Origin of the sequence: Thalassospira sp. CH_XMU1448-2 (assembly GCF_037027285.1) — a bacterium.
In the GTDB taxonomy this organism is placed as follows: domain Bacteria; phylum Pseudomonadota; class Alphaproteobacteria; order Rhodospirillales; family Thalassospiraceae; genus Thalassospira; species Thalassospira profundimaris_C.
In genome coordinates, this window is record NZ_JAYMEA010000002.1 from 150192 (window position 1) to 164062 (window position 13871).

The 13871-nt window shown below is 53.6% G+C and carries 11 protein-coding genes; 4 read left to right on the forward strand and 7 right to left on the reverse strand.

Features of this window, described 5'->3' with window-relative positions:
• Nucleotides 1–3: 3 nt before the first annotated feature.
• The 6 genes from WA318_RS08045 to WA318_RS08070 all read right to left on the reverse strand — a co-directional run bounded on the left by WA318_RS08045 (nucleotide 4) and on the right by WA318_RS08070 (nucleotide 8381).
• Nucleotides 4–1257 carry a multidrug effflux MFS transporter gene (locus WA318_RS08045; protein WP_336080530.1) on the reverse strand — a complete coding sequence of 418 codons (1254 nt, stop codon included), beginning with the start codon at nucleotides 1255–1257 and terminating at the stop codon, nucleotides 4–6.
• A gap of 360 nt (nucleotides 1258–1617) precedes the next feature.
• Nucleotides 1618–3027, reverse strand: a complete 1410-nt coding sequence (locus WA318_RS08050) for a TRAP transporter large permease (protein WP_114098732.1) — start codon at nucleotides 3025–3027, stop codon at nucleotides 1618–1620.
• A gap of 21 nt (nucleotides 3028–3048) precedes the next feature.
• Entirely contained in the window at nucleotides 3049–3627 is a 579-nt protein-coding gene (locus WA318_RS08055) for a TRAP transporter small permease (protein ID WP_258548731.1), read from the reverse strand.
• 42 nt (nucleotides 3628–3669) lie between these two features.
• Entirely contained in the window at nucleotides 3670–4659 is a 990-nt protein-coding gene (locus WA318_RS08060; RefSeq protein WP_114098731.1) for a TRAP transporter substrate-binding protein, read from the reverse strand.
• A gap of 282 nt (nucleotides 4660–4941) precedes the next feature.
• A complete protein-coding gene (locus tag WA318_RS08065; RefSeq protein ID WP_336080531.1) occupies nucleotides 4942–6318 on the reverse strand; it encodes a sigma-54-dependent transcriptional regulator in 1377 nt (458 codons plus the stop codon).
• A 47-nt stretch (nucleotides 6319–6365) separates the two neighbouring features.
• On the reverse strand, nucleotides 6366–8381 hold the full coding sequence (locus WA318_RS08070; protein WP_336080532.1) for a sensor histidine kinase: 2016 nt from the start codon (nucleotides 8379–8381) through the stop codon (nucleotides 6366–6368).
• 238 nt (nucleotides 8382–8619) lie between these two features.
• Here WA318_RS08070 and WA318_RS08075 point away from each other — a divergent pair, with 238 nt between their 5' ends.
• Entirely contained in the window at nucleotides 8620–9627 is a 1008-nt protein-coding gene (locus WA318_RS08075; RefSeq protein ID WP_336080533.1) for a mitochondrial fission ELM1 family protein, read from the forward strand.
• A gap of 65 nt (nucleotides 9628–9692) precedes the next feature.
• Nucleotides 9693–10643, forward strand: coding sequence for an EamA family transporter (locus WA318_RS08080; RefSeq protein WP_336080534.1), 951 nt, complete (start codon nucleotides 9693–9695; stop codon nucleotides 10641–10643).
• 15 nt (nucleotides 10644–10658) lie between these two features.
• On the opposite strand, the gene WA318_RS08085 is transcribed toward WA318_RS08080, so the two are convergent.
• Nucleotides 10659–11540, reverse strand: a complete 882-nt coding sequence (locus WA318_RS08085; protein ID WP_258548738.1) for a LysR family transcriptional regulator — start codon at nucleotides 11538–11540, stop codon at nucleotides 10659–10661.
• Nucleotides 11541–11708: 168 nt separating this feature from the next.
• Here WA318_RS08085 and WA318_RS08090 point away from each other — a divergent pair, with 168 nt between their 5' ends.
• On the forward strand, nucleotides 11709–12893 hold the full coding sequence (locus tag WA318_RS08090) for an MFS transporter (protein WP_114098725.1): 1185 nt from the start codon (nucleotides 11709–11711) through the stop codon (nucleotides 12891–12893).
• Between the two features lie 91 nt (nucleotides 12894–12984).
• Entirely contained in the window at nucleotides 12985–13809 is an 825-nt protein-coding gene (locus WA318_RS08095) for an aldo/keto reductase (protein ID WP_336080535.1), read from the forward strand.
• Nucleotides 13810–13871: the final 62 nt, after the last annotated feature.

Here is a 13871-nt window from a genome sequence, read left to right on the forward strand (position 1 = left end):
CTTTTATTCTGCGGCATCTGTCGCGGATGTTTCTCGTAAATTTGCGGTGACGTCGGTCGGTTTTGCTTCTGCGACGAAATGAACCATCACATTGGCAAATAACCCGAAGATCAGCATCGAAAGCGTGACAGGCAAAAGCGTGCCATCATGAAAATGGCCAATGATCATGCCGGCAAGTGCCCCGGTTGCGAACTGGATGGTTCCCATCAATGCGGTCGCGGTTCCGCCGATATGGGGGAAATATTGCATGAAAGATGCCGTTGCATTTGGCGCGGTCAGCCCGATCATTCCGACCGAAATCATGACCAGAGGCACAACACTATACAGGCTTGGCTCAAACACATTGATCGCCAGAAACAGTCCGATCACAGCCGCAAACTGAATGCCTGTTCCGTATTTAAGAATCTGATGAAGCTCCATCCGGCGTAGCAATGGATTGTTCAAGCGGTTGCACAGCACGATGACCACAACATTGGCCCCGAACAGATAGGGGAACTGTGCCGGGGTAAAACCGAAAAAGTCGATATACATGAACGGGCTGTCGGTCAGAAAGCTGAACATGACGGCACTCGCACCCGTATGGGTCAGCATGAAGCCAACGGCCTTGCGCGTGCGCAGGACCTCAAGATAGGTCCACCAGACACGCCGGGTTGGTCCGGCATAATGCGGACGGTATTTGGTGGTTTCGGGCATCCTGAACCAGACGACACACAGCATCAGGCTGCCATAGATGATCAGAAGAACAAAGATCGCCTGCCAGTCAAACCAGACCAGAAGTGCTGATCCCACTGTTGGTGCCACCAGTGGCGCGATCATCATGATCACGGCAATCAGCGCAAACATCTTTGCCGCTTCCTTGCCTTCATAAAGATCACGAACGGACGCGCCGACAACAACCAGTGCAAAGCCGCCACCAATTGCCTGAATAAAGCGCATGACATTTAGTGCCGCAGCACTTTCAACGCCCGTGATAAGCGCGCTGGTGATGATATAGATAACCAGCCCGGTCAACGCGACCGGACGCCGCCCGATACGATCAGATAACGGGCCGCCAATCAGTTGCCCAAGGGCAAATCCGATCAGAAATGTACTGATCGAAATTTCAACCGCGTGGGTTGCAGTACCAAAGTCGGCGGCCATCGCCGGGATCGCTGGCAGGTAGGTGTCGATTGCAAAGGGGGCCGTTGCAATCAGGGCTGCAAGCAGCAAAGCCAGACGTTTGGGATCGGGCCTTGTATCGGGCGTGCTTTGTGCCATTTGGTCTGCTTTCCGTTTCATGCAGTGGCAAGTGGGGTTAAATTCTTCAGCGTTCCGGGCATGCTGACAATTATTTGCCAAGTCGGGGCGTAAATCCGCGCACGATATCGAACGCGGTTTTAACGGGATAAGGCAAACGGGGTGGCGTCAATTCTGCGTCCGCGCTTGTGCGACACATGCCACACCTTCAGGGACAGAAACCTGAAACAATTGAAGAAATCCCATTATCCACAAGATCGCTGTTTTTTCCAAGTCCCTCAATCCGATCCGCTGGAATGGCTGCTATGCGGCCAAATGAAAAGGGCGGTGTCACGTCGAACACCGCCCTTTTCAGGTTTGTTTCCGGAAAATCAGAGCCGTCTAGTGGGTCATGATCCGTTCCGGTCCCATCAGGGTTGTCGGAAGCCATGTTGAGATGGCCGGGACATAGGTGATGAGCACAAGGAAGCCCAGAAGGATCATCAACCAGGGCAGGGCTGCCTTGACGACCTTGAGAAGCGGCATCCCCGTGATTCCCGAAGTCACAAACAGGTTGAGCCCCACCGGCGGTGTGATCATGCCGATCTCCATATTGACCACCATGATGATGCCAAGATGGATCGGATCAATGCCCAGCTGCATGGCAATCGGGAACAGGATCGGTGCCATGATCAGAAGGATCGCGCTTGGCTCCATGAAGTTTCCGGCGATCAACAGAACGATATTGACCACAATCAGGAAGCCCCATGCCGGAAGTCCCCAGCCGATGATGGTTTCGGCAATGGTATGCGGAATGCGTTCGGATGTCAGAACATGGGCAAACAGCATCGCATTGGCGATGATGAACATCAGCATGATGGTGACTTTGCCCGCATCCAGCAGAACGTGACGCACTTCCTTGTCAAACGGTAGCAGTGCCAAAGCCTTGCCCATCTTCGGAATATTATGGGCAATCAGGCTGCCAAAGCCGGTATTGCCGTTTTCCGGAACCCATGAAAGGTTCTTGATCGGGCCCATGTCACGGTAAAATAGCACAGCAACAAACATGGCATAGAAGGCTGCTACTGCGGCGGCTTCGGTCGGGGTAAAGACACCGCCATAAATGCCGCCCATGATCAGGAGAACCAGCAACAGGCCACCGGATGCTGAAAACAGTGCTCCGCCCCATTCTCCGATGCTTGGACGTGGCTGGCTAGGCAGTTTCTTGATGCGTGCAACGATATAGATGGCAATCATCAAAAGCAGGCCAACCATGATACCCGGGATGACCCCGCCAAGGAACATGCGGCCAACCGAAACCTCGGTCGCGGCTGCATAAACCACCATGACGATGGATGGCGGGATCAGAATGCCAAGCGTCCCGGCATTACAGATCACACCGGCCGCAAAGCTTTGCGGGTAACCCGCGCGGACCATACCGGCAATCACGATGGAGCCGATGGCGACGACCGTGGCCGGGCTTGATCCGGATACGGCCGCAAACAGCATGCAAGCCAGAACCGATGCCATGGCAAGACCGCCGGGGAACCAGCCCACAGTGTCAATGGCAAAGCGGATCAGACGGCGGGCAACACCACCGGTCGAAAGAAATGCCGAGGCCAGAATGAAATACGGGATGGCAAGAAGGGTGTAATGTTCCATCCCGCCAAACAGCTTTTCGGCCAGCGTGGCAAGGCTGTCATCACCAAACATCAAAATGGTCGCAAGCGAAGATACGCCAAGCGAAATGGCGATCGGTGCGCCCATGGCCATCAAGCCGAACAGCAGGATAAACAGAAATGCAATTGTCATGAAAAATGTCCCCCGCGCGGCTTACGCATTTGGCTTTGATGCGTCGGCGGACTTGTCGCCGTTTGCAGCTGAATTGCCAGCATGATTAAGCTGATCAATCGCTTCGCGTGCTTCGTCTGCCAGATTAAAGCCAACCTGTTTGCCGGTGATGATGCGCCAGCCAACCTGTGCCAGACGGAATGCCAGCAAAGCTGCACCAACGGGCATGATCAGATAAACGAACCACAGCATCAGCGGGCTGTCTTCCGCTTCCATTTCAAGCATGTGGTTGAAGCTGACCAGTTCCCAGCCACCAATGATCAACCAGCTCGAATACAGGATGCCTGTTGCGACAACGATCAGGCCAATCACGCGCTGTACCCGATCCGGGAACAGACGGACAAGTGCGTCCACACCAATGTGGGAACCGACCTTGACCCCATAGGACATGCCAAACAGGATCAGCCAGGCAAACAGGAATTCGGTGATTTCCAAGGCCCAGGTGAGACCGGAGTTGAAAACGTAACGCATGACGACGTTTACAAAGGTAAGCGATGTCATGGCGGCAAGCAGGAGGGCAATAATGCCCTCCTCCAGCCGGGTAACGACCGTCGAGATCATCGTAAACGGCCCTTTTCCGATAAAGTGGGGAAAAAGCTAGGATCAGTTACACGCAGCAGCGGCGTCGATGATGTCCTGACCGATATCGCCAGAGAACTCATCCCAAACCGGCTTCATTGCTGTCTGCCATTTGGCAAAGTCATCTGCTGAAACGGAAAGGATTTCGGTTTCGCCGGAATCGATCACTGCCTGACGCTGTTCAGCGGTCAGATTGGCCGACAGGCCGTTTGCGTAATCGGATGCTTCGTTCATTGCCTGGGTCAGGCCCGCGCGGATTTCCGGATCCAGACCGTCCCACCACTTGGTCGAGGTGACGACCATATAGTCGAGAAGACCATGGTTGGATTCAGTGATGTAATCCTGAACTTCGAAGAATTTCTTCGAATAGATGTTCGACCAGGTGTTTTCCTGACCATCAACAACGCCGGTCTGAAGGGCAGAGTAGGTCTCGGAGAATGCCATTTTCTGCGGAACTGCATCGATTGCTTCGAATTGTGCAGCAATCACGTCAGATGACTGGATACGGAATTTCAGGCCTGCGGCATCTTCGGGTGCGCGCAGCGGCTTGTTGGCCGAAAGCTGTTTCAGGCCGTTATGCCAGTAGCCAACACCGGTCAGGCCCTTGCCCGACATGGAGTTCAGGAGTTCCTGACCTTTTTCGCCATTCTGGAAGCAGGAAACGGCATCCATGTCCTTGAACAGGAACGGAAGATCATAGACCTGCAGTTTTTTGGTCCATTTGCCGAATTTCGCCAGTGACGGTGCACCGAACTGTACGTCACCACGCAGGATGGCCGGCAGAACCTTGTCGTCGTCAAAAAGCTGGGAGTTCGGATAGATTTCGATTTTTACTTTGTCACCCAGAATTTCTTCTGCGCGCTTTTTGAAAAATTCCGCACCCTGACCTTTCGGGGTGTTCGGCGCAACAACGTGCGCAAACTTGATAACTTCCTGTGCGGAGGCTGCATTGACACCCATGAGTGCTGCGGCGGCAACGCCTGCTGCGAGGATATGTTTGGTGATAGGACGCATTCGATTGTCTCCCTTTGACTGGCTTATGCGTTTTCCCGTTAGCGCGCCTTTTGTGGCGTCGTTTTGGAACGCCTTTTGGCGCTGCGCCGTAATCAGCAAGGGACGGGCCAGTTTGGGGGTATTAAAAATTATTATTTTAAATCAGCTTATTAAGCTGAATCTGATGCTATTGCGGTGCGGTATATTTTGTTGATTTGTGAGTTATCTCGCACATGATTACTTGCTGTTTGTGTGGATATCCACACAAGTTGGATGCGGCATCGTCTCAAGCAAAAAGCCCGCCTAGCTGGCGGGCTCTTCATTGCTGTTGCTGCGGGTTTTTCTGAATTCGGAGGGGGTGATGTCGTATTTGGTCAGCTTGTCATAGAATGTCTTGCGCGGGACGCCCAACGCGCTGACGGTTGTGGTCACGTTACCGCGATGCTCGCGAAGGGCCTCGGTGATCAGGCTTTTTTCAAAGGCCTCGACCTGCTGGGGCAGCGTCAATCCGCTTTGCGGTGCCGCGTCATTGTCGCTTGCCAAAGGATCAAGACCAAGAACACGACGTTCGGCAGCGTTGCGTAATTCGCGGACATTTCCCGGCCAGTCATAGGCCGTGAATTGCGCCATTTCAGCAGGTGTTACCAGTTTTACCGAGCGGTCGAACCGTTTGGCCGCATCCCGGGTGAAATGTTCGAACAGAAGCGGGATGTCATCCTTGCGGTCGCGCAGCGGCGGGATGTGAAGCTGCACGACATTTAGCCGGTAATACAGATCTTCGCGGAATTCCCCGCGTGATGATGCTGCCCGAAGATCGGTTTTGGTGGCGGCAACCACACGCAGATCAATCGGTTGCACCCGGTTTGACCCAAGCCGTTCAAGGGCGCGTTCCTGCAAGACACGCAACAGCTTGATTTGCAGGGAAAGCGGCATGCTTTCGATCTCATCAAGGAAGATCGTACCCTTGTCGGCAAACTCGAATTTACCGATGCGTTTGTGATCGGCACCGGTGAATGCACCGGCCTCATGACCAAACAGTTCGGATTCAATCAGGTTTTCTGGCATGCCGCCGCAATTGACCGCAACGAACGGGCCGCTACGCCCCGACATTTCATGCAAATTGCGCGCAATGACTTCCTTGCCTGATCCGGTTTCACCATTGATCAGGACATGGGCATTGGTGCTGGCAATATTGGCAATCAGGGTGCGCAATTTTTCCATTGCCGGATTGCGGCCGATGAAGTCAGACGCATTTTTCGTATGTTTGGCGAGCTCGATGCGCAGTGTTCTGTTTTCAAGGATCAGGCTGCGATGTGCCATTGCTCGCCTGGTCGCATCCACGAACATGTCCGGGGCATAGGGTTTTTCGATAAAATCGAATGCCCCGTTTTGCATGGCCTTTACCGCGGTTGCGACGTCGCCATGCCCGGTAACCATAATCACCGGCATGTCGGGGTCGATTTTTTTGACCTCGGTCAGGAATTCCAGCCCGTCCATTTTCGGCATGCGAATGTCAGAGACGACCACACCGGGCCATCCTTTGCGCAGGCGGGCAAGGGCGGATGTGGCATCGGCAAAAAGTTCGACCGGGATGTCTGCGAGCTCAAGTGTTTGTTGTGCGGCTTCACGCACATCGGCGTCGTCATCAACAAACAGAACACATTCGGCGGTGGCGGGCACTGGCGTATCCTTTGATCCTGATACCGGATCAGAAAGCCGGTTTGCGGTCAGGCCTGATCCCCATGCACATCAAGAGCAGATGCGATTTGATTCTGGTTTTTATCAGGCCCTGCATTTCCCGTCGAGACACTGTTTTCCCGGCTCTCCTCGCCAACACCATCATGGCGAAGCTCGATGATAAAGGATGATCCGCCAGTTGGGCGGTTTTCCGCACGGATGGTGCCGCCAAAGCTTCGAATGATGCCATAACAGATTGAAAGACCCAGTCCCAAACCGTCGCCAAAGGGTTTGGTGGTAAAGAACGGGTCGAAAAGTTTCGGCAGGTTTTCGGGCAGGATGCCATGCCCGTTATCCTTGACCTTAACAAGGACACGGTCTTCACGCTCGATAATCGAAATCTCGATTTTGGCGTTTTCGATACTGTTGCAGGCATCTGCGGCATTGCTGATCAGATTGGTAAAGACCTGTGTCAGCTGGTTGGCCTCTGCGATGACGGGGCGAATATTTTCATCGTGGGTCATAACAATCTCGGCCATGCCGGCACGACCGGTTTCATGAACAAGATCAATCGCCGTTTGCATCTGTTTGGGGACGTCAACCGGGTGATTGTCCTGTTCGGGACGGCGCGAAAATGTCTTGAGGTTGTTCGTGATCCGCCCCATTCGGTCGGTCAGTTCCGAGATGCGTTGCAGATTGCGGCTTGCCGTTTCTTCATTGCCGCGCGCAATGAATTTAAGGGCGTTTTCGGCATAGCTTCGAATGGCGGTTAGCGGCTGGTTGATTTCGTGGGCAATGCCCGCTGACATCTGACCAAGGGCTGCGAGTTTGCTGGTCTGGACCAGTTCTGCCTGTGCTGATCGCAAGGCATCTTCGGTACGGGACCGTTCATTGATTTCCTGGGCAAGACGCAGGTTGGTGCTCATCAGATCGGCGGTACGAAGGCGAACCTGACGTTCGAGCTCGCGCTGTGACCAGTCACGAATTTCAAGTTGTTCAAGCATCGCGCGTCGGCGCTGCAAGATGATAAACACCAGACCGGTGAAAATGATATGCGCAGCACCGCCCATCAAACCGGCACTGATGATCGAACGATCCAGTGATGATTTGTCGGTCAGCAAATACATCCGCCACCCTTGTGTTGGCAGGGTGCTGCCCGTCACAAGATAGGTGGTTTTCGCCAGTTCGGGTTTGGCTTTTTCGGTGCGGAGCTGACCGGTTTCGGGCGCGGGGGAGATGTCTTGATCGCCCGCATTGCGTGGTGTTCCGCCAAGTGTAAGGGTCCCAAGGTCATTGCCTTTTGGCCAGTCACCGGAAATCAATGGCATCGGATCAAGTGAATGGTCACCATATTTGCGTGAAGCAATGATCCGCGGTCGCTCCTTTGTCGGCAATCCGTCAAGATCGCGGAACCGCCATTCAGGATGAGACGCAATAATGACGATACCGTTTTCGTCGGTGACAAGAACGCTTTCACTGCCCCTTGCCCAGCGTTGCACAAGGGCCTCAAGATGGGTTTTGACCACCATAGCCCCCTGAAAGGTCGTGCCGTCCGGGCGGACCGGATGGGAGATATAGTAACCCGGAACATTCGATGTGATACCAAACGCAAAATAATGACCGGTCATGCCCATGCGGGCTTGCTGGAAATAGGGGCGGAATGAAAAGTTGCGCCCGATAAAGGATGCCTGGCTGTTCCAGTTGCTAGCGGCAATAGTCGCACCACTCTCATCCATGAAATAGATATCAGATGCGCCACTGTCTGCCGTAAGCCGTTCAAGATAGACATTAACCGCCGCTGCGGTCGCCGGATCGGCCCCGAGAGCGAGATCAATGATGCGTTTGTCCGAGGCCAGCGTGATCGGAAGATATTCATGTTCCTTGATCGCGCCCTGCAGGTTGGAGCGATAAAGTTCAAGCTTGTTCCGGCCATCCTCGCTGATGTCGACAAGTTTGGTTTCGCGCCAGAATTCGGTCACCATCCATACAGTGACCGGCAGCAAGGCAAGCAGGATGCACAGGACAGTTCTTGAAGTTCTTTTGACCGATACCGATGAGCCGAGCATTCTGCCTGCGCCTGAGTAATAAGTTTCCCATCCTAAAGAATAGGTAGGGGCGAATGATTAAATTACAAAAATGTTTCATTGCCCAGCGCCAATTTCATGACTTTGCGTGGATGCTTGATAAACCCATAATCTGACTGTACCTATCAGATCAGCATCCATCGACCCGGACAGGCAAAAACGATAATCTGTTTTGTGCCATCGTCGAAAAACAATAATCAAATCAGGAAAGTTTCCCTGAATGACCGAGCAAGACACGCATCTGATATGGGTTCTGGCCGATGATCGGGCCGGAAATGTCAATCAGGCAATCGGTGTCGCCGAGGCATTGGCGCAACCCTTCAAGCGTATCGATATCGGTTATACCAAATGGGCGCGTCTGCCAAACTTCATCCGTGGATCAAGTTTGATCGGTGTTGATATGTCTTCGCGCACCAGATTGACCGCACCTTGGCCAGACCTTGTGATTTCTGCCGGTCGCAGGACTGCGCCGATCGCCAGATGGATCAAAAAGCAAAGCCGGGGTCACAGCCGCATCTGCCAGATCATGCGTCCGGATGGTGGCGAAGGTGCGTTTGATCTGATTGCGGTTCCTGCGCATGACCAGATCACGATCCGCGAAAATATTGTCGAAATTCCTGGTGCCCCGCATCGGGTCACCGAGACGCGTCTTTTGATCGAGGCCGATCAATGGCGCCCTGTTTTCAAGGGGCTGCCGTCACCGCGTTTTGCCGTCATTGTCGGGGGCAATACCAAGAAGACAACATTTACAAGTGTGATGGCCGACGAGCTGATCTCAAAGGCAATCGAGGCCGCCCAGGCTGTCGATGGCAGCCTGATGGTCACGACAAGCCGACGCACGGGATCTGAGAATGAAGCCCTGATCGCAAGTCGTCTGGAAGCATCGGGGCTTGCCTATCACTATCACGACTGGACATCGCAGAACGAAAATCCCTATTTCGGATATCTCGCACTTGCCGATGTGGTGATTGTAACCGGTGATTCCGTTTCGATGTGTTGTGAAGCAGCGGCCGCGTCCGGTGGGGTTTATATCTATGCGCCCGATGGATTGTCCTCGGAACGTCACCGACGGTTTCAACAGTCGCTCTATGAAGGGGGCTATGCCCGGCCGATGCAAACCGGGACCGAGCTTGTGCCGTTTCATCATCCGTCTTTGCAGCCCGCACGTCTGGTTGCACAGAGATGTCTTGAACTTCTAAGTGCTGCGGAACTTCAGGACTCCATATAACGCCTTGATTGTTCAAGGGGTATAAGGTCTATTCGGTGCGCCCCAACCAGTCAGGATTAAACTGAATGTCCGCCGCCCGTCACGATCCGTCCCCGGTAAACCCGAATGCTGCCCCCGCACTGTTTCCCCGCCAGATTGCTGTGATGACTTTGGCGCTTGTCGCCTGCAGCTTTGCGGGCAACCATGTCGCCGCACGGCTTGCATTTGAAAATGGCACCGGGTTGCTGCTGGCGGTTCTGTGCCGATCAGGTGTGGCGTTGCTGATCCTGATTTCGATCATCACCATGCAGCGTCATTCCATTCGCCTTCCCAGGCGATTGGGACGGTGGCAATTACTACTTGGTCTGATGATCACGATCCAGAGCCTGTGCCTCTATTCTGCGGTCGCGCGTGTACCTGTGGCGCTGGCCTTGCTGACGGCCAATACGTTTCCGATCATTCTGGCCCTTTTGACATGGGGGCTGGGTGGTGCGCGCCCGACACTGAAATCAGCTGCTCTGATGCTGTTCATTCTTTCGGGGCTTGTCCTGGCGCTTGATCTGCCGGGGATCCTGGGGGGCGGTATTGCTGTAACTGATGAATGGTGGCTTGGCATTGTCTTTGCCCTGATGGCCGCAACCGCCCTGTCGGTGGCGTTCTGGGTGACCGATCACAAGCTTGCTGCTTTGAATGGTTCTGTTCGGTCCATGTTTACGATGGTAGTAGTCTTTATCGCCATGATCATGGCCGGAATCGGTGATGTACTGCCCGGTGGCATGGCAACACCGCAAGCCTTGCCGGGCTGGATCGGACTTGCCGTTCTGGTCACGCTTTATGGCAGTGCGTTTTCCGTTCTGTTCATCACCGTGCCGCGACTGGATATGGCGCGCAATGCGCCGGTGATGAATGTCGAGCCGATTGCGACCCTGCTGTTTGGCTGGGTGGTGCTTGACCAGATGATCAGCCCTATCCAGATGGTTGGCGGCCTGATTGTTGTCAGTGGCATTGTCATTCTGACTTTGCGCAAGTCTGCATAGTCCGGGGCCTTGATTTCAGGCTTCTTTGACGCAGTTTGCGACAAAGTCGATAAAGGCGCGAACACGGGTGGCAAGATGATCGTGACCCGCCCAGACAGCATGCACCGTTTCCACGTCATCCGCAGTCCAGTCTTTAAGAATTTCGATCAGCTCACCACGGTCGATTGCATCCTGAACATGAAAATTGCCAATCCGGGCTATGCCGATACCTGCCAGACACATAGACTTGACCAGCGGGCCGTTGTTTCCCAGAAAATCACCATTGATGGTTTGTTCAAAGCGTCGATTGGTTTGTGGATCGGTAAATGGCCAGAAATTCCGACCCTTGATGAAACTGAAGCGCAGGCATTTATGATGGGCGAGGTCGGCCGGTGTTTGCGGGATGCCATGGTCTGCCAAATAGTCCGGGGATGCGACGATTTTGCGCTTCGTTTCAAGAAGCTTGCGCGCCATCAGGTTGGAGTCCGGTAACAAGCCTGAACGAATGGCGATATCAGCACGTTCTTCCAGTAAATCAACAATGCCATCGGTCTGGGTCAGTTCAAGCTCGATGTCGGGATATTGACGCAGAAAACGCGGCAGGTTGGGCACAATGAAAACCTGTGCAAAGGCGACAGATGCATTAACGCTAAGCTTGCCACGTGGTGCAACCTGACCGCCGCCGCCGATCAATCGGTCGGTTTCATCAATCTGATCAAGAATGGTCCGGGCACGGCGCAAATACATTTCGCCTTCAGGTGTCAGTTGCAGCTGGCGGGTGGATCGGACAAGCAATCTTGTGCCAAGGCGGTCCTCAATGCGCGTGACCAGTTTGCTGACGGCGGACGGAGACATGTGCAAATCCCGTGCTGCCTGGGAAAAGCTACCATGCTCGATGACTCTGACAAAGGTCTCCATTTCACCTGCGCGATTGTCCAATTGTGCCTCATCTTTGAATTGAATTCATATATGGTTGTCGCGCAATCCAGATTATCGCGCAAGGTTTTGCTTGGCATAGTCACACCAAATTCCGGGAAATCCCGATGAAACACAATTATCCGCATCATCTGCGGAAGGAGAATTTGGATGCCACTTGCCTTGTTTGCGTTGACCATCGCAGCCTATGCGATCGGGACAACAGAATTTGTGATCGTCGGCCTGTTGCCGACGGTTGCAACGGATCTTGCCGTGACCTTGCCGATGGCGGGCCTGATCGTCAGTGTCTATGCTCTTGGTGTTACTTTTGGTGCACCGATCCTGACCGCGCTTACCGGTGGGATGAACCGCAAATCCCTGATGTTGGGATTGATGGGGTTGTTCATTATCGGGAATGCGATTGCAGCACTAAGTCCGAGTTACGAGCTGCTGTTGGTCGCAAGGGTGATTTCCGCCTTTGCACATGGTGTGTTTTTCTCGGTCGGGGCGACGATTGCAGCGGACCTTGTTCCGGAAGATCGTCGGGCATCGGCCATTGCCATGATGTTCATGGGGCTGACGGTTGCAATTGTCACCGGTGTTCCGTTGGGAACATTCATTGGTCAGATGTTCGGCTGGCGCGCGACATTCTGGGGAGTTGCCCTTCTGGGGGTTGTTTCCTTTGCCGGGATTGCGGCATTGCTGCCCGCGAATCTCAAGCGTGGCGAAGCGGCAGGGCTTGGCGATCAGCTCCGTGTTCTGGGCAGTGGGCGTTTGTTGATTGTCTATGGCATGACGGCACTCGGCTATGGCGGGACATTCGTTGCCTTTACCTATTTGTCAGCGATCTTGCAGGAAATCACCGGCTTTACCGAATCATCGGTCAGTCTGATCCTGATCTTTTACGGTGTCGCGATTGCCATTGGTAATCTTGCGGGTGGGAAGCTTGCCAACCGCAATCCCATTCGTGCCCTGACTGGATTGTTTATCTTGCAGGCGGCAGTCCTTGTTCTGTTCAGCTTTGCTGTCATTTCGCCGATTGCGACGATTGCGACCTTGGGGGCGCTTGGGTTCCTGCAATTTGCTAATGTGCCGGGACTGCAGCTTTATGTCGTGAAACTGGCCAAACAACATCGCCCGAATGGTGTGGATGTCGCTTCTGCACTCAATATCGCGGCGTTCAATCTTGGCATTGCTCTTGGCGCCTGGATTGGTGGGCAGATTGTCGCATCAAGTCTGGGATTGGTCGCGACGCCCTGGATTGGTGCCATTCTGGTTGTTGTTGCACTTGGTTTGACTGTGTTGAGTGGATCGCTTGATCGACGTCACGAGATCAGTCTTCAGCCTGCCCGGTAAACGCATTCCCGCCTACGAAATATTCCACAGTTTGAAACGCAAACATCAAATGGATGTTTGCCATCAAAACGCAATAAAACGAGGATTGAAAATGTTTGATGTAACCGCAAATGGCGCGCGCATTCCTGCGCTTGGATTTGGGACGTTTCGCATCGCCGAAGATGATGTGAAACGCATCGTCCCGCAGGCTCTGAAAACCGGATTTCGTCATATCGATACCGCGCAGATTTATGAGAATGAGGCCGCAGTGGGCGAAGCCATCGAAATGTCAGGTATCCCGCGCAAAGACATATTCCTGACCACCAAGGTATGGGTCAGCAATTACCGTCATGATGATTTCATTGCGTCTGTTGACGAAAGTCTTGGCAAGTTGCGTACAGACTATGTTGACCTTTTGCTTTTGCACTGGCCGAACAATGATGTGCCGCTGGCTGAACAGATCGGCGCACTTAATGCCGTTCACAAGGCCGGGAAGGTCCGCCATATCGGGGTGAGCAACTTCAGTACCGCTCTGATGGCCGAGACGGTATCGCTTTCAGATGCTCCGATTGTAACCAATCAGGTCGAATATCATCCGTTCCTTGACCAATCCGTTGTGATGGATGCGGCAAACAGGTTCGGGATGTCTCTGACCAGTTACTTTGCCATGGCCGATGGTAAGGTATTCGAAAATGACACTCTGAAAGAATTAGCCGCCGATCACGGAAAATCGGTTGCGCAGATAGTTCTCCGCTGGTTGATCCAGCAAAACAGTGTGGTTGCCCTGTCCAAAACTGTTAACGAGCACCGGTTGAAGGAAAACTTCGATATCTTTGACTTTGAACTGTCGAGCGCGCAAATGACGGTCATTCACGATCTTGCTGATGCAAATGGCCGCATCGTCAGTCCCGATGGGCTGGCGCCGCAGTGGGACTGATCTTTTCAACTCCGTTCGATCAATGAAAAAAGGGGCCAATTGGCCCCTTTTGTTGGATTATT